This window comes from Nocardioides sp. WS12 (genome assembly GCF_014108865.1).
Lineage (GTDB): Bacteria > Actinomycetota > Actinomycetes > Propionibacteriales > Nocardioidaceae > Nocardioides.
Window position 1 is genome coordinate 1,511,058 of the sequence record NZ_CP053928.1, and the last position, 19,993, is coordinate 1,531,050.

Genomic DNA, 19,993 nt, shown 5'->3' on the forward strand with positions numbered 1-19,993 from the left:
TCAGGTGCGAAGCAGGTCCTCGGCTGCCTGCTCGCCGGATCGCAGCGCACCCTCGATGCCGGAATGGGTGAGGAAGTCGCCAGCGAGCCGGATCCGCTGCGGCATGCTGTCCCGCGCCGTCTGCATCCGGCGGTAGTGCCCGGGCACCGGTGCGATCAGGGTCACCGGCCACTCGAACACCTCGGTGAGGTCGGGAGCCGCCGGTCCGAAGGCGCGATCGACGGCGGTGCGGGCGAGCGCGATGATGCCGTCCCGATCCCGGTCGCCGACCTGTTCGCGGTCGAGGTAGATGCTGACGGACTGGCCGCCTGGGGGAGTGGATCCCGGTGCGCGTCGATTGTTGAGCAGGACGCCGTACGTCGCGTGTGGACCGGTCGTGCCCTCGACCACCAGGTCCTGGGCGACGCCGGGCCACGGGTCCGTCCGGTAGCCGAACCAGACGTGGAAGGCGTGGATCGGCTCGACCGAGTCGAGGGCGTCGAGGACTGCGGTCGGGGCCACCGCGCCGACGAGTTGGCGAGCAGTGAGAACGTCGGTGGCCACCACGACGCCGTCCGCTTCGAGGGTTTCGGTCGCCGTACGGACGGCCACCCGGTCGCCGCGCGATGCGATGTCGAGGACGGGCGTGTCCAGGCGGACGTCGATGCCTTTGCACAGCCAGTTCACGACCTGCCCAAGCCCGCCGAGCGGGACGTCCAGGGTGGTCCGGTGCGGTTGCTGCAGGAGCGCGCGCGTGAACGCGGCGCTGATCCGATGGGGGTCCGCTCCGGTGAGTGGCTCCATCAGTGGGCGGATCAGGGCGTGATAGGCCGGATCGCCCATCGATCCCCGCGACCAGTCGGCCAGGGTCGTGCCGTCGTCCGCGGCGGCGAGCTCGTCCAGGGCGAAGGGCTGCACCCGCGAGCTCAGCACGCCCTGGACTGCGGTCTTCGCGATGCGGGCCGCGTCCCGCACCCGGAGTTGGGGTTGGCGCAGGAAGGTCCAGGGCCGGTCGTAGCGCACCGGGTTCAGGCGTTCTGTGTCGTCGATGACCGCGGCGAGTGCCAGCCAGCGGGTCAGGTCGCGGCGGTGTCCGCTGTCGCGGAGGAAGCCGAAGGTGCGGTCGTAGGACCCCATCAGGAAGATCGCGCCGGTGTCGATGGCGAATCCGTCCCGCTGAAGCGTGCGGGTGCGCCCGCCGACAGCATCCGCCGCCTCCAGGACGATGACCTGCGCGCCGTTGCTCTTCAGCTTGTGTGCTGCTGCAGCGCCGGCAACGCCGCCGCCGATCACGATCACCTGCACGGCGTCCTCCTTGTGGTGTGCATCCCAGGGGCTTGTCCCGCGGTGCGTATTTAATCTATATTCAATTAGGTGAGCGACGCAACGTCGGCCTCCCGGGCCGCCCGCACCCTGGTTGAGGGTTTGTACGACGCCCTGGCGGGCGGGGATCGCGCAGCCATCGAGCAGGCGCTGACCGCCGACTTCATCGGCCGGGTCACGCCGGGGCTTCCGTTCGGGATCGGCGGCGAGCACGTCGGCGCTGGGGCGATGATTCGCGACGGCTGGTTCACGATCGGTGCGCACTGGCGGGTGCGGGCGGAGCCCTCGACCTTCACCGCAACGGCCGACGGTCGCCTCCAGGTGCAGGGCATCTACCGCGGCACCGGCCGGGAGAGCGGGACGCCGTTCACGACCTGGTTCGCGCACGTGTGGGAGTTCCGCGACGGGTTGATCTGCGGTCTCACCCAGATCACGGACGCCACCGCCTTCGTCGGCGCTCTGGAGTCCGAAGGTGCGGCCCCCCTCGGTCTCGAGACCATGGACCTCACTGTCGCCGACGGCGTCGCCACGCTCTGCCTGGCTCGGCCCGACGCCCGCAACGCCATCGACCAGCGTCTCGCCGACGAGTTCCTCGTTGCAGCGGTCCGCATCGCCGGCGACACCAGCGTTCGCGCCGTACTCATCTGTGGTGAAGGTCCGGACCTGACTGTTGGCGGTGACATCGGGTACTTCACCGGGAACGCCGGCGACGACCTCGGTGCGACCTTGCGCCAGATGACGGTGCCGTTCCACCTGGCCTTCCAGGTGTTGGCGATGCTCGACGCACCGATCGTCACCGTGGCCCAGGGGGCGGTCGCCGGTGGTGGCCTGGGGTTCGTCTACGCCGCCGACATCGTCGTGGCCGCCGAGGACGCACGTTTCGTGACGGCGTTCGCCGCGATCGGGCTCAGCGGAGACGGTGGCGGCACGTGGCACCTGCCTCGACGGATCGGCCCGGCCCGCGCTGCACGTGCCTACCTCCTGAACGAGCCGATCGCGGCGCAGCAGGCCCTCGACTGGGGTCTGGTGGCCGAGGTCGTCCCCGCGGCAGACGCCCGGGTCCGGGGCGTGGCCATCGCCCAACGCCTGGCCAACGGTCCGACCCGTGCCTTTGCGCAGATGCGGGCCCTGCTCCGCGAGTCCTGGGACCGCAGCCTCCCCGAACAGCTCGACGCCGAGATCGTCGGCCTCGTCGCCTCGGCCAGCACCGAGGACGCGCGCGGCGCCATCGACGCCTTCCTCAACAAGCAGCGCCCGACATTCCGCGGTCTCTGAACACCCAGGAGAAACCTTGAAGAAGCTCGCCGACTACGCCGCCCTCAGCGGTCCGCTCGCCGTCGTGGTCACCCTCGTCGGCTGGCTGATCGCCGGCTTCCTGCCGTTGCCGATCGGTCCCGGTGACGAGCAGGAGGTGGCCCGGTTCTTCCTCGACAACGCGACGCGCGTCAAGGTCGGCTTCCTGATCGGGTCCATTGGCGTGGTACTGATGATCCCCCAGCTCGCGCTCATCTCGCTGCATCTGCGGCGCATGGAGCCGAGCGGAATGCCGCTCCTGGCCGTCATTCAGATCATCAGCGCGACCGTGACGGTGGTGGTCAACATGTTCCCCCACCTCATCTTCGCGCTGGCGGCCTTCCGTTCCGACCGCGATCCGGGCGACGTCGTACTGCTGTGCGACCTCGCCTGGCTCCTGCTCTTCTGCGGCATCACGCCATTCATCGTCCAGAATCTCGCCGTCGGCATCGCGATCCTGCGTGACCCCGCAGCCCTGATGCCGCGGTGGGTCGCCTTCCTCAGCTTCTTCGTCGCGTTCTCCTTCCTGCCCGATCCGTTGGCCTACTTCTTCAAGACCGGGCCGTTCGCCTGGAACGGGATCTTCGTCTTCTGGCTCGCGCTCACCAGCTACTGCGTCTTCCTGCTCGTCATGTCCTGGGCATGCCGACAGGCCAACAAGAGCCTTCCGTCTGACACGACCCTGCAAGGAGCCTGACCGTGCCCGGACTCATCCGCGACACCGACGACCATCGCGCCATCCGCGAGAGCGTCGCCAAGATCTGCGCCCGTTACGGCCAGCAGTACTTCCTCGAGAAGTCCCGCAACAACGAGGACATCACCGAGCTGTGGGCCGAACTCGGCCAGGCCGGGCTGCTCGGCGTGCACCTCCCCGAGGAGTACGGCGGCGGGGGAGCCGGCATGCAGGAAGCCGTTGTGGTGGTCGAGGAGATCGCCGCCCACGGCATGCCGATGCTGGTGTGGGTGATCTCGCCCGCCATGATCGGCTCGATCCTCGCCACCTACGCCTCCGACGCACTCAAGCGGGCCTGGCTGCCCGGCATCGCCGACGGCACGAAGAAGGTCGCCTTCGGTCTCACCGAGCCCGACGCCGGCTCCAACAGCCACGAGGTCGCGACCACCGCCACCCGTGACGGCGACGGCTGGCGGATCAGCGGATCGAAGTACTACATCTCCGCGATCGACCAGTCGGATGCTCTCCTCCTCGTCGCCCGCGACGCCGAATTGTCGACGCCGGAGAAGAAGCGGCTCTCGATCTTCGTGGTGCCGCGGGACGCCCCGGGCCTGAGCTACCAGAAGATCGACACCTCGATCGTCTCCCCGGACAAGCAGTTCAGTGTCTTCCTCGACGACGTGTACGTCGGCCCGGAAGCGCTCGTCGGCGAGGCCGGTCAGGGACTGCGTCAGGTATTCGCTGCGCTCAACCCCGAGCGGATCCTGGTCGGCGCGATCACGACGGGCGTCGGTCGCTACGCGATCGAGAAGGCCGCTGAGTACGCCAAGACGCGCGCCGTCTGGTCGGGAGTGCCGATCGGCCAGCACCAGGGTGTGGCCCACCCGCTTGCCGCGGCCCACATCGACGTCGAGGTCGCGCGGTTGGCGACCAAGAATGCTGCTGTCCTCTATGACGAGGGCGATGCCGGGGTCGCAGAGGCCGCCAACATCGCCAAGTTCGTCGGCGCCGAGGCGGCGCTCAAGGCGCTCGACCAGGCCATCCAGACCCACGGTGGCAACGGGCTGGCGAACGAGTACGGACTCTCCGAGCTCTGGTTCGTCACCCGCCTCATGCGGACCGCCCCGGTCAGCCGGGAGATGGTCCTCAACTTCGTCGCGCAGACCTCGCTCGGCCTGCCGCGGTCCTACTGAAACAGGAGTCACCTCATGAACAACGACAACCCTTCGTCGTACGACGCCATCGTGATCGGCGCCGGCGCCGGCGGACTCTTCGCCGCGGCCCGCCTGCAGCACCAGGGCTACCGGACCCTGGTCGTCGAGAGCCTCGACAAGGTCGGTGGTCGCGCGTCGACCACGGACGTCGACGGCTTCAAGATCAACGATGGTGCCATCGTCATCGAGTGCGGTGGCATCACCGAGCGCACCTTCGGCGAGCTCGACATCCCGTGGGAGATCCGCGAGCCCAGCCCGCCGATCCTCTACCGGATCAAGGGCAAGGACGTCGACGTCACCGGCGGCGGCTGGGGCTTCCTGCTCCAGAAGCTGACCCGCCAGGGCGCCAAGGTCGTCGGCGGCATCGGCGCCGCCCGCAAGGATGAGGGCCTGCCCGAAGAGCAGATCACGCTCCAGGACTGGCTGAACAAGTACACGAAGAACGAGGGCGTCCATGGCATCTTCCGCAACATGGCCGCGTCGGTGTTCGCGGTCGGCTCCGAGGACCTGCCGGCCCGGGTGTTCCTGACCTACTTCACGCGCAAGAGCGCCTTCAAGCGCTTCGGTTTCCACCCCGAGGGATCGATCGGCGTCTGGAAGGCGCTGGCGGGTGCGATCGAGCGTGACGGCGGGACCGTGCGCCTCTCGGCGGCGGTTGAGCAGATCACCCTCGACGGCGACCGGATCACCGGCGTGGTGCTGGCGGGCGGCGAGACGGTCACGGCGCCTGTCGTGATCAGCAACATCGGCCCGGCCGCGACCGTGGGACTGCTCGGCGTCGCGAACGTGCCCGCCGACTTCCAGGAGACGGTCAAGCGCAACGATCGTCCGACCGCGATGATCACGGTCAACTTCGCCAGCCAGGAGCGCCTCATCGAGGCGCCCGGCATGTTGAGCTTCGCGAACTCCCGACGCCTCGCCTACATCGCCAACTTCACCGACAGTTGCCCGGAGATGGCCCCCGAGGGCTGGAACCTGTACGTCGGCACGGCGGTCCCGAAGCCGTCGGTCGGCGACTTCGACGAGGACGCGGAGTACGCCCTGCTGATGGAGGACCTGCGCGAGACCATCCCCGGCTTCGACCAGCGGGCCCGGATCCTCAGCAAGGTCACCACGCGCGACGGCTGGCCGCCGCAGCGGGCCGTGGCGGGCTTCGACATGTCCCACGACACCCCGTTCGTCGGGCTCTGGAACGTCGGCGACGCGGTCAAGGAGTACGCGAACGGCGGCACGACGGCGTGTGCCGAGACCGCCGAGATCGTGGTCGGCAAGGTCGCTGCACAGTTCAGCCCTGCCGCCGGCTGACACGTTTCTAACAGGCAGAAAAAAAGACGGCGCGGAAGTCTCGCCAGAAAACATAAGTCGAGTTATGATCGTGGGAGTGAAGCCCAGCGAGAAGGTGAGAAGACGATGAAGTGTGTGACGGTCGATTTCGACAAGTGCACGGGTCTGGGGATCTGCGAGTCCCTCGCGCCCGACTTCTTCGAGGTCAACGACGACGGTGAGTTGCTCGTCCTCAAGGAGGAGATCAGCGACGACGAACTGCAGGAGGTCGAGGAGGCCGTCGCCGGCTGCCCGACCGAGGCGTTGAAGATCGTCTCGCTGTGAGCGATCCCCGCCGTCTGGTTGTCGTCGGTGCCTCGCTCGCCGGGTTGCGGGCGGTCGAGGCCGCACGCAAGACCGGGTTCGACGGCGAGATCGTGCTGATCGGCGCCGAGGACCACCTGCCCTACGACCGGCCGCCGTTGTCGAAGGCGTTCCTCGGCGCTGCCGAGGAGTCCGGCGAGCTGGCCGAAGTGCCGTTCTTTCGCACCGAGGAGACGTTGCGCGACGAGCTCAGCGTCGACGTACGGCTGGGTTCGCCCGCGACCGCGCTCGACACGGCTGCCCGGCGGATCACGGTCGGTGGCGACCAGATCGCCTACGACGCCCTCGTGATCGCGACCGGTGCCCACGCCCGGCTGCTGCCGGGGACCGAGGGGCTGGATGGTGTTCATCCGCTGCGCACCCTCAATGACTCCCTGGCGATCCGTGACCAGCTCGAAGCTGGTGCGCGCACCGTCGTCATCGGCGCCGGTTTCATCGGCTCCGAACTCGCCTCGACCGCTCGCAAGCGTGGTCTGGAGGCCACGATCATCGAGGCCCTGCCCACGCCGCTGGTCCGGGCGACGGGCCACGAGATGGGTGCCGCGATCGCGGCCCTGCATGAACTGAACGGCACCAGCCTGCGCTGTGGCGTGGGTGTCGCCTCGATCGAGGGCGACGGCAAGGTCGAGCGGGTGGTCCTTGCTGATGGCACGACGATCGAGGCCGACCTCGTGGTCGTCGGGATCGGCGTGATCCCCTCGGTTGGCTGGCTCGAGGGTTCGGGCCTGACCATCGAGAACGGCATCGTCTGCGACGAGAACCTGTGGACCGGCGTGCCCGGCGTCTACGCCGCTGGCGACGTCGCGAGCTGGATCAACCCGACCATGGGGGAGCGCCAGCGGATGGAGAACTGGACGGCTGCCGCCGAGCAGGGTGCCGCCGCAGCGCGCAACGCGCTGGATCCGGAGAACGCCAAGGCCTACGGGACCGTGCCGTACTTCTGGTCCGACTGGTACGACGTCCGGATCCAGTTCGTCGGTTCGCCCGAGGCTGACGAGGTCGTGCTGGTCGATGGCGATCCGGGTGGTGGGTCGCGCTGGGTAGCGCTCTACCGCCGCGACGACCGCTTGATCGGTGCACTGACCGTCAACGGCCAGGCCGAGATCATGAAGTACCGCGTGCAGATCATGAAGGGCGGCTCGTGGGAGGACGCCCTGGCCTTCGCCGAGAAGCGCCGGATCGCGCATGAGGAGAAGCTCGCCGCGGTTTGACGCGCCCCGTCAGGGGTGGAGGTGGCTGCGGATGAGCAGGGCGAGGCTGCGGCTGAACTGGTCGTCCTGCCCGGCGGCCGCCAGCACCCGGCCGAGCAGTTCTCGCTCGTCGTCGACTGAGCCGACGGCCTGGTCCTCGGCGCCGTAGCCGCCGGGGTGGCGTGAGGCGCGGTGCAGGCCGCTGCCGAGGGTGAGCCAGAATCCCGCGACGACCATCTGGGCGGCGCGGTCCAGGTCGTGGCAGACCCCTTCGGCCATCCGGCTGAGGGTGATGCCCACCTGGGTGGCCTGCGGGCCGACGATCTGTCGCCCGGCTGAGGCCTGTCCGATGGCCGGGTGCTCGATCAGCAGGTCGTGCAGCCGCAGGAACCAGTCGACGATGACCGCTTCCGGGTCACCGCTTTCGGCGAAACCGAGCTGGCCAATGGACTCGTCGATGACCAGGTCGAGGAGCTCCTCCTTGCCGCTGACGTGGTGGTACGTCGCCATCGGCGTGACGCCGAGCTCGGCCGAGAGTCGGCGCATCGTGAGCTTGTCGAGGCCGTCGCGGTCGGCGATGGCCAGCGCCGCTTTCACGATGCCGGGGACGTCGAGCCCTGCGATGCGTGCCATGACTTCCTCTCGTGAGCCGGGTCACAGATTCTGCTTGCCATCGACGACTGTACAACGTACATTCGTTTTTAGAGGTCATTAAAAACGAAGGATGCATCGGATGCCGCAACACCCCACCGACGAGGACGTCGAAGTCCTCCACGCGGTCGCACCACTGGGCTCGTCGTGGTCGTCGATCAACCTCGCCGAGGCCGTCCCCGGCGTGATGACGCCGCTGACCGCCAGCGCCTGGGTTCCGGCCAGCGAGACCGGACTGCGCCTGCCCTTCCACGCGATGGGAGTGCTCGAGACCGCACGCAAGGAGATCCCGGCCGACCCGGCCGACCGGATCACCAACGCGTTCTTCGGTCGGATGGCCGTTCGTGTCGACTTCCTGTGCGAGATCGGTGACCTGGTGCCCGGGCAGAGTGGCGAGGCCCTGTCGCGCGACTTCTTCGGCTATGTGCCGCCGGGCTACGAGAGCAACCCGTCGCTGCGCCGGGTCCCGTTCATCCTGGCCCGCTATCCCCGCACCCTTGCCACGATCGCTCGCCGAGTCGAGGACCTGCGCGCGCGGACCGATGCCTGGTGGCGGGTCGAGATCGCTCGTATGGACACGCTTGATCTTGCCGCCAGCCAACGGCTCGTCGTCGAGGCGGACCGCCGGTTCGCGGAGAGCCTCGCAGCTCAGGCCCTGATCAGCGCCGCCGCGATCCAGCCGATCCAGGAGCACCTCGACAAGCTCGCCCAGTCCGCCGGGGTCGACGGGTCCGCACTGCTGCGGGGAACGCCCCATGAGGAGAGCGCGGTCCTGGGCGACCTGTGGCTGGTCTCGCGAGGAACGCTGTCCCTCGACGAGTTCCTGCGACGCCACGGCTACCACGGACCGGGGGAGGGCGAGGTCGCCACCCGCGTGTGGCGTGAGGACCCGGAGCCCGTACGACGGATCGTGGCGCAGTACGCCGCCAAGCCGGACCACGAAGCGCCCGACGCTCGTCATGCCGACCACCGTGCCGAGCGCGAACGCGCCGAAGCCGCAGTGATGGCCACGGCCGGTGGTGCGGCGGGGCGCCTGAAGGCCCGCCTCGTGCTGCGCCTCGCGCGCCGATTCATCCCGCTGCGCGGAGTCGGCAAGGTGTCGTACCTGCAGAGCCTGGACGTCCTGCGCGGGGCCGCTCGCCGGGTCGGGGCCGACCTGGTCGCCGCTGACCGGCTCGACCACGCCGACGACACGACGTACCTCACTGTCCAGGAGCTGGGGGATCCGTTCCTCCGCTACCGTCCGGACCTTCGGGCGACGGTCGACGCACGCAAGCTGCAGCGGCGCGAGTTCCAGCAGCTGACGGTGCCGTCGGCCTGGACTGGACAGCCGGTTCCCCAGGAGGTCGTGGTCGCGGACGACCCGGCCGGGGCGTTGGCCCTGGCCGGCATCGGCGCCTGCCCCGGCGTCGTGGAAGGCCGCGTCGTCGTGGCCCACGATCCCTCGAACGTCGAGATCGAGGAGGGCGACATCCTCGTCGCCCACACCACCGACCCGGCCTGGGTGTCGCTGATGTTCCTGTCGGGCGCGCTCGTCGTCGACATCGGCGGCCTGATGAGCCACGCGGCGGTCGTCGCCCGCGAGCTCGACATCCCCTGCGTGATGAACACCGGCACCGGCACCCGGGTCCTGCGCGACGGCGACCTGGTTCGCGTCGACGGCCGGGCCGGCACTGTCGAGGTCCTCGAACGGGCCTCACTGACCACCACCCACCCTGAAGGAGTCACCGCATGACCACCACGACCGAGACCCCCGGCAGCACCCTGTGGGGGCCGCTCGCCGAGCCGATCCACAACGACGCGGCGGGTCCCGGTGACCCGGTGTGGAAGGACAACGGCTACCTGTCCTTCTGGGACACCGAGCGCCAGGTCTTCGGCACCTTCCACGTGTCCACCTCGCCCAACGGCACCGGCGCCCGCCGCGCACGTTGCTCGGTCCTCCTGGGGGGCGAGGGCGGCCGCGTCGTCGAGGTGATCGAGGAGCTCGACCCGGGCACTTTCACCAGCCAGAGCATTTCCTTCGGCCTCGACGGCACGATCACCGTTGACCATCCGGACCTCGTCGCTCGACTGACCAACTCGCCGATTCACCAGCCTGCCGACTACTCCACGACCGACCTGATTCCGGAGCTCGTCCCGGGCAAGCCGCTGCAGCACTTCCAGCAGGCCTGCCGCCTGGTCGGCACCTTCGAAGCCGACGGAGAGAGGTACGACGTCGACGGCTTCGGCATGCGCGACCGCACCTGGGGCTTCCGCGACGAGTCGGCCCAGTGGGCCGAGTACGCCGGACTGGTGGGCGTCTTCGACGGAGTGTTCGTGACCGCCATGAAGTTCCTCGGCACCGACGGCGTCCTGAAGGCCGACGGCTTCGTGATCGACGCCGCCGGGTCGCACTCGATCACCGGGATCGGCTTCCGTCGTACGGCGGCCGCGCAGTTCCTCGCCGGGACGCTGACCCTTGCCGACGGCTCGGTGCGGGTGGTCACCCTGACCGACCGCCTGGCCGGCTTCTTCGTGCCGATGGGCGCGGAGACCGACGGGCCGGCCTTCGGCACCTACGACGACTTCATGCAGCTCGAGCTCGACGGAAGGACGGGTGCCGGCTTCTTCGAGCAGGGCATCGTCCACCGCGTGTACTGATCAGGAGACACCGATGAACCACGAAGCACTCCGACTGTTCCAGGCCGTCCGGCTCAAGGGCCGTGCCCTGCCTGTCGATCTCGCTGCGGCCGCCGGGCTGCCGCTCGCCGTTGCTGGCCCCTTGCTGGACGATCTCTCCGCGTCCGGTCACGTGGTCGAGGCCCGTGAGCGGATCAAGCTCACCCCGGAAGGACGTGCCGCGCTCGAGGAGCTGCTGGCCGCCGAGCGCGCGGGTGTCGATGGTGCCGCCCTCACCGCCGGCTACCACGAGTTCGATGCCCACAACGATGCACTCAAGGGCCTGATGACGCGCTGGCAGCTCAAGGACGAGAGCACGCCGAACGACCACACCGACCCGGCCTACGACCAGGCCGTCGTTGCCGACCTGGTCGTGCTCGATGAAGGTTTCGTCCCGTTGCTGGCACGGTTCGTGGCCCTCGCGCCGCGCCTGGGGCACTACCCGGCCCGCTTCGCCCACGCGCTGGAGCAGATCGCCGCGGGTGACCACACCTGGTTCGCGCGGCCGCTCGCCGACAGCTATCACACCGTCTGGTTCGAGCTCCACGAAGACCTGATCGGCCTCGCCGGGCTGACCCGCGCCGACGAGGCCGCCGCCGGGAGGGCGCTGTGAACGCGCCCACCCTGGCCAGCTCCGTCGTCGCCCTGGCGGGCGGCGGCAGCCACACCCGCGAGGAGATCGGCGGCAAGGCGTGGAGCATCCAGCAGATGCTCGGCCTGGGCATTCCGGTGCCGCCGGCGTTCGTCGTCACCACCGACGTCTGTCGTGACTACCATCGCGCCGGTCGGGTCCTCGACGAGAAGGTCTGGCAGCAGGTCGTCGCCGCGATCGCTGGCATCGAGGCCGCCGTCGGGCGGACCTTCGGTGGCGAGCAGCCGCTGCTCGTCTCCGTGCGCTCCGGGGCCTCGAACAGCATGCCCGGCATGATGGACACCGTCCTGAACCTCGGCATGAACGCCGCCATCGAGGAGCGTCTCGCGGTCGAGACCGGCAGCCCGGCGTACGCCGCCGACACCCGGCACCGCTTCGAGGAGCAGTTCGCCAAGGTCGTCGGTACGACGGCCCCGCAGGACCCGTGGGAGCAGCTGCGCCTGGCCGTCTGCGCCGTTCTCGACAGCTGGTTCTCGAAGCGGGCGGTCGCCTATCGCGCCGCGCGCGACATTCCGGACACCGGCGGCACGGCCGTCACGGTCCAGGCGATGGTCTTCGGCAACCTCGACGACGAGTCCGGCACGGGCGTGCTGTTCTCGCGCGACCCGCTCACCGGCAGTCCCGAGGTGTACGGCGAATGGCTGGCCCGCGGCCAGGGCGAGGACGTCGTCTCCGGTCGGTCCGACGCGCTGCCGCTCGACGCGCTGGCGGCGGCTCAGCCTGACGTGCACGCGCAGCTCATGGCCGCCACCGCGACTCTCGAGGCCGAGGGTCGCGACGTGATGGACATCGAGTTCACGGTCCAGTCGGGAACGCTGTGGCTGCTGCAGTCGCGGCCCGCGAAGCGATCGCCCGAGGCGGCGGTCCGCTCGGCCGTGCACCTCGCCGAAGCCGGCATCATCACCCGCGCCGAGGCGCTCGAGCGGATCCGTCCCGAGGACGTCAGCGCCCTCCTTCGACCGCACCTTGCCGCCGCCGACCTGCTGGCCTCGCCGGCGGTCGCCGTCGGCAAGCCGGCCTGCCCCGGCATCGCGACGGGCGTGCTGGTCACCGATGCCGACGAGGCCGAGGACCGTGCCGACAACGGCGAGGACGTGATCCTCGCCCGGCCGACCACGGACCCCGACGACGTCGCCGGGATGGCGGCATCGGTCGCCGTACTGACCGAGATCGGCGGCTCGACCTCGCATGCCGCCGTGGTCTGTCGTGAACTCGCCCTGCCGTGCGTGGTCGGCACCGGCGCCGACACCCTGATGGGCCTGGCCGGTCAAGTGGTCACGGTCGACGCGACCAACGGGACGGTCCATCTGGGCGTGCTCCGGGTCGAACCACCTGCCACATCCGATGATCCCGTGCTGGCGACGCTGCGCGCATGGCGCGACGAGGAGGAGACGGCATGACCGCCACCGACGAGATGATTGACCTGCTCGACACCCCCGCACCGCGAGCGGACACCACCTGGACCACGGGCAACGTCGCGGAGGCGTTCCCGGGCGTGTTCACGGCGTTCGGGTTGTCGTTCGTGTTCGGACCGATGGAGCTGGCCTTCCGCCGGATGTTCCGCGACCTGGGCGTCTACACCGATGCCGACGTCCACGTCCCGACCCAGGTCGACGACTGCTTCTGGTCGGTCTTCGCGGGCCGGGGTGCAGGCAACATCGACAAGTTCCGCGAGATCGCCGACGTCATGCCCGGGACCTCGGCCTCGGCCGTGGAGCAGCAACTGTTCGGCTTCGTGCGGCCGGAGACCGTCGACGCCAACGTGCGCAACCGCTACCCGGCGATCATCGCCCGCGCGCCGCGCTGGCTGATCGGCGTCCCGAAGCGCCACGACGCGATGTTCGCCGAGCTGCGGCGCTGGCGACTGGAGCAGCTCCCGCGGATCGCCAACCTCGACGAGACCGGCTGCCTGGCCCTCCTGGACGACGTGCGCCAACGGTTCGAAGACGTCATGTCGATCCACATGGGTGTCGCGATGATCAGCTCCAGCTTCGCCGACAAGGTCGCCGAAGCGGCGAAGGCCGCCGGGCACGAAGGGCTCGAGGGACAGCTGTTGTCGGGTGTCGGGTCCGACGAGAACGAGGTCGCGCACGACCTCTGGGCCCTTGCCCATGGCGAGATCACGATGACGGAGTTCTCCGACCGGCACGGCTACCACGGCCCCGGCGAGGGTCAGCTCGCCGGATCGGTGTGGCGGGAGAACCCGGCGCCGATCCTCGCGCGGCTCGACGACTACCGCGCCATCGCGCCCGGATCGCCGCGGTCGCCGAAGGTACGCAGCGCGGCCCAGGTGGCCGTACGGGACCAGGCGATCGCCAGCCTGCTGGCGGCGACACCGCGCCTGAAGCGTCGACCGACTGCCTTCCTGCTGAAGGTGACCTCCCGGTTCCTGGCCCTGCGCGAACAGGGCAAGGCCGGCTACCTCCTCACCTTCGACGTGGCCCGCGCCGCCACGCGCCGCCTCGGCGAGCTCCTCGTCGAGCGCGACGTGATCGCGGCCCGCGACGACGTCTTCCACCTGCGCCACGACCAGCTCGTCGCGGGAGTCCACACCGACCAGCGAGACCTCGTCGCCCGCCGTGCCGCCGAGCACGACGCCCGACAGGGGCTGCGGTTGCCGCATGCCTGGTCCGGCGTCCCCGAGGTGGTCAAGGCCGGTGACGGCGCGGGTGCTGCGACCGTGCTGGGTGATGTGGTGACCGGCGTGGCCGCCAGTGGCGGTGTCGTGGAGGGCCGTGCTCGCGTCGTACGCGATCCCAACGAGGTTGAGCTCGACGACGGCGACATCCTTGTCTGCGAGACCACGGACCCCAGCTGGGTGTCCTTGTTCCTTGTGGCGGGTGGCGTGGTCACTGACCACGGCGGGCTGCTCAGTCACGGGCCGATCGTGGCCCGCGAGCTCGGCATCCCCTGCGTGTGTGGCACCGAGACCGGCAGTCACCGGATCCAGGACGGCCAGTTGCTCCGACTCGACGGTGACGCCGGCACCGTCGAGGTCATCGGATGACGTACGACGACCTCAGCGCCTACGTGGTTGCCGGACGAGTCGCCTCGCACCTGCCCGACGACGTCCCCAACGAGACCGCCGTGCGGACTCCGCGCCAGGGACTCGACGACGCCGTCGAGGCCGAACGCCTCGGCTTCCGCCGGATCTTCTTCTCCGAACGTTGGAACCTCAAGGAGGCGGGGGTGTTCCTCGGCGCGGTCGGCGCCTGTACCGAGCACCTCGGGCTCGGCACCGGGCTGGTCTCGCCGGCCCGTCGACACCTGCTGCACATGGCGGCGTTCGGCGCCACGATGCAGGCGATGTTCGGGGAGCGGTTCGTGCTCGGCCTCGGCCGTGGCGACCACGGCTACCTCAAGCACGAAGGGCTGAAGACTGCCGGCTACGACGGGATCGTCGACTACGTCGGCCTGCTGCATCGGCTCTGGCGCGGCGAGGTCCTCACCCACGACGGCCCAGCCGGTCGCTATGAGGCCATCAAGCTCGGCGACACCTACGAGGGTGCACCCCCGCAGGTGTGGTCCGGCAGCTTCGCGCTGCCCCGGGCCGCAGCGGCGGCCGCAACGGCGTTCGACGGCGTGCTCCTCCCGCCGCTGTTGACGCCCGATGCAGTCGCCGCCGCGGTCGCCCGGTTGCGCGAGGCCTGCGAGCGGATCGGCCGCGACCCCGCGACGTTGCGGGTCACGGCCTGCGTGATCACGGCACCCGACCTGGCCGAGGAGGAGTCCCGCGCGCTGGCCCATGCCCGGGCGGTGACCTACCTCCAGGCCAAGGAGTACGGCGACGCGACCGTGCGCGCCAACAGCTGGGATCCCGAACCCGTGGCGCGCCTGCGCGACCACCGACAGCTGAACGGAGGCGAGATGGCCGACACCGCGTTCCACCGCATCGAGCTGCTCGAACCTGCCCGCCTGGTGCCCGACACCTGGATCGCCGACTCCTGCGCCCTGGGGACCTCGACCGAGGTGGTTGCGCGCCTGCGGGAGTACCGCGCAGCCGGCGCTGACGAGATCGCGACGTACGGCAGCACCCCGGGGCAGAACGCAGCGGTTGCGGCAGCGTGGGGAGACGCGTCGTGACCGAGGTGCTCCAGGGCTCGAATCCCTTCGGTGTCGATCCGGACGACGACCTCCTGCACGCAGTTCCGGACGGCGTACCGGGCTGGAGCGAGACGATGTACTTCCACGTCTGGTCGCCGGACACGGCCCAGGGGCAGGGCGTCGGTGTCTTCATCCACTGCGGTCGCTGGCCCGAGGACCCCGATCTGTGGTGGGCCCAGGTGATCGCACTCCTGCCCGACGGCCGCCTGCTCGTCGATCGCTCCTGGGGGCGCGCGCCCGACGATCGCGGCCCGGCGACGGGGAACCTGCGGATCCGCTGTGTGGAGCCGCTTCGGCGGTGGCGCCTGGAGCTCGACGGCGCCGGCGAGATCACCTCGCTCGATGCCATGGTTGACGGCCCGGTCGGTGCCGGCCCGGCCCAGGCCTTCACCTTCGCCATCGACCTCGAGGCCGCGGCTCCCGTCTGGGACATGCATGCGGCTCTCGGCATCGACGGCCTGCAGTGGGCGGCCTTCCACCACACCCAGGGCTTCCGGGCAACGGGAAGCATCACCGCCGGATCCGGTGCGGCTGCTCGGGAGTGGGACGTGGCCGGGGTCGCGCACCGAGACCACTCCAGTGGCCCCCGCGACGTGTCTCACCTCGGAGGGCTGCACTTCTGCGTGTTCGTGTTTCCCCAGTCAGGACGCGTGATCAACGGCCTGGTCAACTGGAACACCGATCACGCCGTCGACCACCGCACCCAGGCGGTCTTCGAGGGCGGCACCGGCCCCGACGCCACGGTGGAGATCGGCGCATCCATCCGGTTCACCGGTCTCGAGGACCACCGCACCCACCAGCCCCGGGCGTTGAACGTCGCCTTCGACCGGGCCGACGGGTCGTCGTACGACCTGAAGGCGGAGTGGCTGCACGGCTACTCACTCACCTTCCTGTCGCCCAACGAGAACATCAACGGCGTTGACCTGGACGGCCAGCCCGACGCGCTCGTCGTCACCCAGAGCACCGTGCGGGTCGTCGCGCCCGACGGCGAGGTCGGCTACGGCGTCATCGAGCGCGACTACCGACCTTCCCACCTACCCTCACCCCAGGAGCGCTGATGCCACCGAAGACACGGGCTTCCCGCAAGCCACGTACGCCACGCCCGGTTCCCGTTGTTGCAGCAGTCGAGGGTCCCGACCTCGAGCGGAGCCCCGTTCACACGCCCGGTCGGCGACTGCGCTGGACGACGGCGAACGTCGACGAGGGGTTGCCGGGGACGGTCACGCCGCTGACGTGGTCGCTCTACTTCCCGCCGACCGAGTCGACGATGCGGGACTGCTGGGTCGACCTCGGGGTGATGCCGGAGTCGGAACGGGCAGTGCCTGACGACGTCGACGGCCGGTTCATCTCGGTCGCCTACGGTCACGCGATCGCCAACGTCGACCTGATGGGACAGATGGCGGCCAGGATCCCGGGCGGCTCGGCCGCGATGATGGAGGAGCAGTTGTTCGGCTCGGTCCAGGGCGGCGGTCTGCCGGAACCCACCGGTCTGCGCAAGATGCGGCGCTACCCGTTCGTCGCCGTGAAGTTCCCCCGAACTCTGCGCCGAGCGATGCGGGCGCTGGATCCGACGGCGAGCGAGATCGACGCGTGGTGGGGGAGGGCGGCGTTCGGCGCCAGCGACCTCGACCTCGCGGGCGCGACCGCCCTGCTGGTGGAGGCGCGCGCCCAGTTCGAGCGCGTGCTGATGATCCACATGGTGCTGTCGATGGCCTGCCAGGGCGTGATGGGCCAGGTTGAGACGCTGGCCACCAGGGCCGGGATGCCCGAGCTCGGGCACCAGTTGGTCAAGAGCGAGCAGGGCACGGCCGAGTTCGACCTCGTGCGCGACCTGTGGCGGTTGTCGGCCGACGAGATCGACATGGACAGCTTCCTGCGCAGTCACGGCTATCACGGCCCTCGCGAGGGACTGGTGGAGTCGGTGTCGTGGCGGGAGGACGCCGCGATGGTGCGCGACCTCGCCGCGCGCTACCGCAGCCGGACAGGGGACATGGACGGACTGGTCCTCCGCCGTCGCGAGGAGCACGCGGCCGCCGTACGACGGCTCGAAGGGGCGCTCGGCCGGGTCCGATCCGTGCCGGCGCGGCTGCTGCTGCGGTTCGCCTCGAACGCACCGGACTGGCGCGAGACCGGCCGCGCGAGCATCCTGCGCTGCGTCGACGTCACCCGGGCCGCGTCTGGGACCGTGGGGCTCCGGCTGGTCGAGGAGGGCGTCCTCAGCGCTCCCGGCGAGGTGCGGTTCCTGACCATCGACGAGCTCGTGCAGATCGACCGCGCGACCGTGCGCAGTGCGGTGGTGTTCGCGGGTCGATCCGTGGCGGAGACAGTGGCGGCGCGGCGCGCGGACCACCAGGCCTACGACGCGCTGAGCCTGCCGCACGTGTGGCACGGCCTGCCCACGGTCGAAACCGTCGTCGTGAGCGATGCGGTGTCGGCCGACGGCCCGGCGAAGTCGCCGGGTGCGTCTCAGGACGGCCTGGTCGTCACCGGCCTCGGCGTCAGTGCCGGTGTCGCCGAGGGCATCGTGCGGGTCGTGACCGACCTCGACGAGGCCGACTTCGACGACGGCACCGTGATGGTCTGCAAGGCCACCGACCCCAGCTGGGCCTCGCTGTTCCCCCTGGCCGAGGCGGTCGTCACCGATGTCGGTTCCGCCATGAGCCATGCCGCCATCGTGTGTCGCGAGCTGGGCCTGCCCTGTGTGGCCAACACCCGTACCGGCACCACGCAACTGCGCGACGGCATGCGGGTCCGGGTCGACGGGAGCGCGGGCACGGTCGAGGTCATCGGGTGACCGGTCCAGTCAACGTCCGCGACGTGGGCGGCCTGCCGCTGGTGGGTGGGGGCGTGACCCGTCGCGGTGTGCTGCTCCGTGGTGACGCCTTGTACGACGGCGACGAGCCACCTGCGCACGTGACCTGGCCGCCGGCCACCGTGATCGACCTGCGGTCCGCGAAGGAGCGCGACCGGTCGCCGTACACCTGGCCGGAGGGGGTGGCGATCGTGTCCCGGGAGCTCTTCGACGCCGCCGACCTGGGACGCATGCCGCGGGAGGGCGCCCTGATGTCCGTCTACCGCGAGCTGGTGGCCAACGCTGGTCCCGGGATTGCCGGGCTGCTGGACGTGATGGGCGACGGGCCGACGTACCTCCACTGCGCGGCCGGCAAGGACCGCACCGGCGCGAGCGTCGCCGCGTTGCTGCTGCTCGCCGGCGTCCCCGAGGAGGCGGTCGTCGCGGACTACCAGCGCACCGAGTCCGCGATGGGCGGCGTGCTCGCGCGACTGGTCGAGCGCGGCGCCATCGACGTCGACGGCTGGCAACCCGAGTGGGCGGAGGCGCCGTACGAGGCGGTCGGCCTGGTGATCGAGGCGGTCACCGGCCACCCCGACGGCCCCCGCGGGTGGTTCCTTGAGAACGGCGCGACCGATGCCGCGATCGATCGGTTCCTCGGCCGTTTCATCTGAACAACGGCAGGGATCCGATCGACCTGCTTGATCGGATCCCTGCCGATGTCGCTTCCGCCGCCTGGTTTGCGCTCCCGTCCACAGGCGGAAGCGGCCGAGGTGTCGGCCGGACCCGGGCTGGACAGGGCTCGGTCATGGATGACATCGACGACCTCCTCGATCGCCAGGACGGTGTCATCGCGCGCCATCAGGTGCTGGCCCGTGGCCACTCGCCCGCCTTCGTCGCACGCAAGGTTCGGCGTCGGGACTTGGTGACCGTTCACCCGGGCGTCTACGTCAACCACACGGGTCCGCTGGTCTGGCGCCAACGAGCCTGGGCGGCCGTCCTGGCGTGCTGGCCGGCGGCATTGAGCGGCTGGTCGGCGATCCGCGCGCACGAAGGGCCCGGTCGGCGGCGATTCGACGACGACCGGCCGATCGAGGTCATGGTCCGGCACGGCCGCCGGCCGCCGTTGCTGGACGGGGTGCGTGCGCGGGAGTCGCGGAGATTCGAGGAGTCGGCGCAGCTGCACCTGAGTCCGCCGAGGCAGCGCTACGACGACGCGATCATCGAGCTCGCGGATCGTGCCTCGAACGAGTTGGACATGATCGCCGTCCTCGCCGACGCGTGCGGTGGCCGTCGTACGACGGCTGCCCGGCTGCTGTCACGGATGGAGCAGATGTCCCGGCTGGCCCGACGAGCGCTGATGGAAGCGGTCCTGCAGGACGTGGCCGACGGGACCTGTTCGGTGCTCGAGCACGGCTACCTCACGCGGGTCGAGCGGGCGCACGAGCTTCCGCGTGGACTGCGGCAGGTAGCTGCCCGCGGCGAGGACGGTCGGCGCATGTTCCGTGACGTCGTGTACGGCGGCAGCCGGCCTCGTTGGCGCCAGATCGTCGAACTCGATGGTCGTCTGGGGCACGACTCGGCGACCGACCGCGATCGGGACATGGAGCGGGACCTCGACGCCGCCCTGGGGCTCGAGGACACCGTCCGGCTCGGGTACGGACAGGTCTTCGCCAGGTCGTGTTCGACGGCGGAAAGGGTCGGCCGGTTGCTCCAGATGCGGGGCTGGGCCGGAGAACCGAGTCAGTGTCCTGAGTGCCCACCGGCGGATCGGCAGGGATCCGATCAACCTGCTTGATCGAATCCCTGCCGTTGTTC

Annotated in this window: 18 protein-coding genes; 16 read left to right on the forward strand and 2 right to left on the reverse strand. The window is 70.0% G+C overall.

From position 1 onward, the window contains the following. A complete protein-coding gene (locus tag HRC28_RS07080) occupies window positions 1-1,284 on the reverse strand; it encodes an NAD(P)/FAD-dependent oxidoreductase (protein WP_182379430.1) in 1,284 nt (427 codons plus the stop codon). A gap of 69 nt (window positions 1,285-1,353) precedes the next feature. Between HRC28_RS07080 and HRC28_RS07085 the strand changes: the two genes are divergently transcribed. The 6 genes from HRC28_RS07085 to HRC28_RS07110 all read left to right on the forward strand — a co-directional run bounded on the left by HRC28_RS07085 (window position 1,354) and on the right by HRC28_RS07110 (window position 7,340). Beyond that, window positions 1,354-2,577 carry an enoyl-CoA hydratase-related protein gene (locus tag HRC28_RS07085; protein WP_182379431.1) on the forward strand — a complete coding sequence of 408 codons (1,224 nt, stop codon included), beginning with the start codon at window positions 1,354-1,356 and terminating at the stop codon, window positions 2,575-2,577. Window positions 2,578-2,593: 16 nt separating this feature from the next. After that, a complete protein-coding gene (locus HRC28_RS07090) occupies window positions 2,594-3,292 on the forward strand; it encodes a hypothetical protein (protein WP_202033254.1) in 699 nt (232 codons plus the stop codon). 2 nt (window positions 3,293-3,294) lie between these two features. Further along, window positions 3,295-4,461, forward strand: a complete 1,167-nt coding sequence (locus HRC28_RS07095) for an acyl-CoA dehydrogenase family protein (protein ID WP_182379432.1) — start codon at window positions 3,295-3,297, stop codon at window positions 4,459-4,461. 15 nt (window positions 4,462-4,476) lie between these two features. Beyond that, window positions 4,477-5,787, forward strand: a complete 1,311-nt coding sequence (locus HRC28_RS07100; RefSeq protein WP_182379433.1) for an FAD-dependent oxidoreductase — start codon at window positions 4,477-4,479, stop codon at window positions 5,785-5,787. Between the two features lie 105 nt (window positions 5,788-5,892). Next, on the forward strand, window positions 5,893-6,090 hold the full coding sequence (locus HRC28_RS07105) for a ferredoxin (protein ID WP_182379434.1): 198 nt from the start codon (window positions 5,893-5,895) through the stop codon (window positions 6,088-6,090). Further along, window positions 6,087-7,340 carry an FAD-dependent oxidoreductase gene (locus HRC28_RS07110; RefSeq protein ID WP_182379435.1) on the forward strand — a complete coding sequence of 418 codons (1,254 nt, stop codon included), beginning with the start codon at window positions 6,087-6,089 and terminating at the stop codon, window positions 7,338-7,340. The genes HRC28_RS07105 and HRC28_RS07110 overlap by 4 nt, the downstream gene beginning before the upstream one ends. 9 nt (window positions 7,341-7,349) lie before the next feature. Here HRC28_RS07110 and HRC28_RS07115 read toward each other — a convergent pair whose 3' ends face one another. After that, window positions 7,350-7,952 (reverse strand): TetR/AcrR family transcriptional regulator, encoded by a 603-nt coding sequence (locus tag HRC28_RS07115; RefSeq protein WP_182379436.1) that lies wholly within the window; start codon window positions 7,950-7,952, stop codon window positions 7,350-7,352. Between the two features lie 100 nt (window positions 7,953-8,052). Between HRC28_RS07115 and HRC28_RS07120 the strand changes: the two genes are divergently transcribed. From HRC28_RS07120 to HRC28_RS07165, 10 genes are all read left to right on the forward strand, one after another. Beyond that, complete coding sequence (locus HRC28_RS07120; RefSeq protein WP_202033255.1) at window positions 8,053-9,705, forward strand: PEP-utilizing enzyme; 1,653 nt, start codon at window positions 8,053-8,055, stop codon at window positions 9,703-9,705. Beyond that, window positions 9,702-10,610: a hypothetical protein gene (locus HRC28_RS07125; protein ID WP_182379437.1), complete on the forward strand. Its 909-nt coding sequence runs from the start codon at window positions 9,702-9,704 to the stop codon at window positions 10,608-10,610. The genes HRC28_RS07120 and HRC28_RS07125 overlap by 4 nt, the downstream gene beginning before the upstream one ends. A gap of 13 nt (window positions 10,611-10,623) precedes the next feature. After that, complete coding sequence (locus tag HRC28_RS07130) at window positions 10,624-11,241, forward strand: hypothetical protein (RefSeq protein ID WP_182379438.1); 618 nt, start codon at window positions 10,624-10,626, stop codon at window positions 11,239-11,241. Further along, window positions 11,238-12,680 (forward strand): pyruvate, phosphate dikinase, encoded by a 1,443-nt coding sequence (locus tag HRC28_RS07135; RefSeq protein ID WP_182379439.1) that lies wholly within the window; start codon window positions 11,238-11,240, stop codon window positions 12,678-12,680. The genes HRC28_RS07130 and HRC28_RS07135 overlap by 4 nt, the downstream gene beginning before the upstream one ends. Next, window positions 12,677-14,287 carry a PEP-utilizing enzyme gene (locus HRC28_RS07140; RefSeq protein WP_202033256.1) on the forward strand — a complete coding sequence of 537 codons (1,611 nt, stop codon included), beginning with the start codon at window positions 12,677-12,679 and terminating at the stop codon, window positions 14,285-14,287. The genes HRC28_RS07135 and HRC28_RS07140 overlap by 4 nt, the downstream gene beginning before the upstream one ends. After that, window positions 14,284-15,363, forward strand: a complete 1,080-nt coding sequence (locus HRC28_RS07145) for a TIGR03857 family LLM class F420-dependent oxidoreductase (RefSeq protein WP_182379440.1) — start codon at window positions 14,284-14,286, stop codon at window positions 15,361-15,363. Before HRC28_RS07140 ends, HRC28_RS07145 begins: the two co-directional genes overlap by 4 nt. Beyond that, a complete protein-coding gene (locus tag HRC28_RS07150; RefSeq protein ID WP_202033257.1) occupies window positions 15,360-16,442 on the forward strand; it encodes a hypothetical protein in 1,083 nt (360 codons plus the stop codon). Before HRC28_RS07145 ends, HRC28_RS07150 begins: the two co-directional genes overlap by 4 nt. Beyond that, on the forward strand, window positions 16,442-18,178 hold the full coding sequence (locus HRC28_RS07155) for a PEP-utilizing enzyme (protein WP_182379442.1): 1,737 nt from the start codon (window positions 16,442-16,444) through the stop codon (window positions 18,176-18,178). Before HRC28_RS07150 ends, HRC28_RS07155 begins: the two co-directional genes overlap by 1 nt. Then, the gene (locus HRC28_RS07160) at window positions 18,175-18,849 is read left to right on the forward strand and encodes a tyrosine-protein phosphatase (RefSeq protein ID WP_182379443.1); all 675 of its coding nucleotides are present in this window, start codon (window positions 18,175-18,177) and stop codon (window positions 18,847-18,849) included. Before HRC28_RS07155 ends, HRC28_RS07160 begins: the two co-directional genes overlap by 4 nt. 134 nt (window positions 18,850-18,983) lie before the next feature. Continuing rightward, complete coding sequence (locus HRC28_RS07165) at window positions 18,984-19,973, forward strand: hypothetical protein (RefSeq protein WP_182379444.1); 990 nt, start codon at window positions 18,984-18,986, stop codon at window positions 19,971-19,973. The last annotated feature ends 20 nt before the right edge of the window (window positions 19,974-19,993 follow it).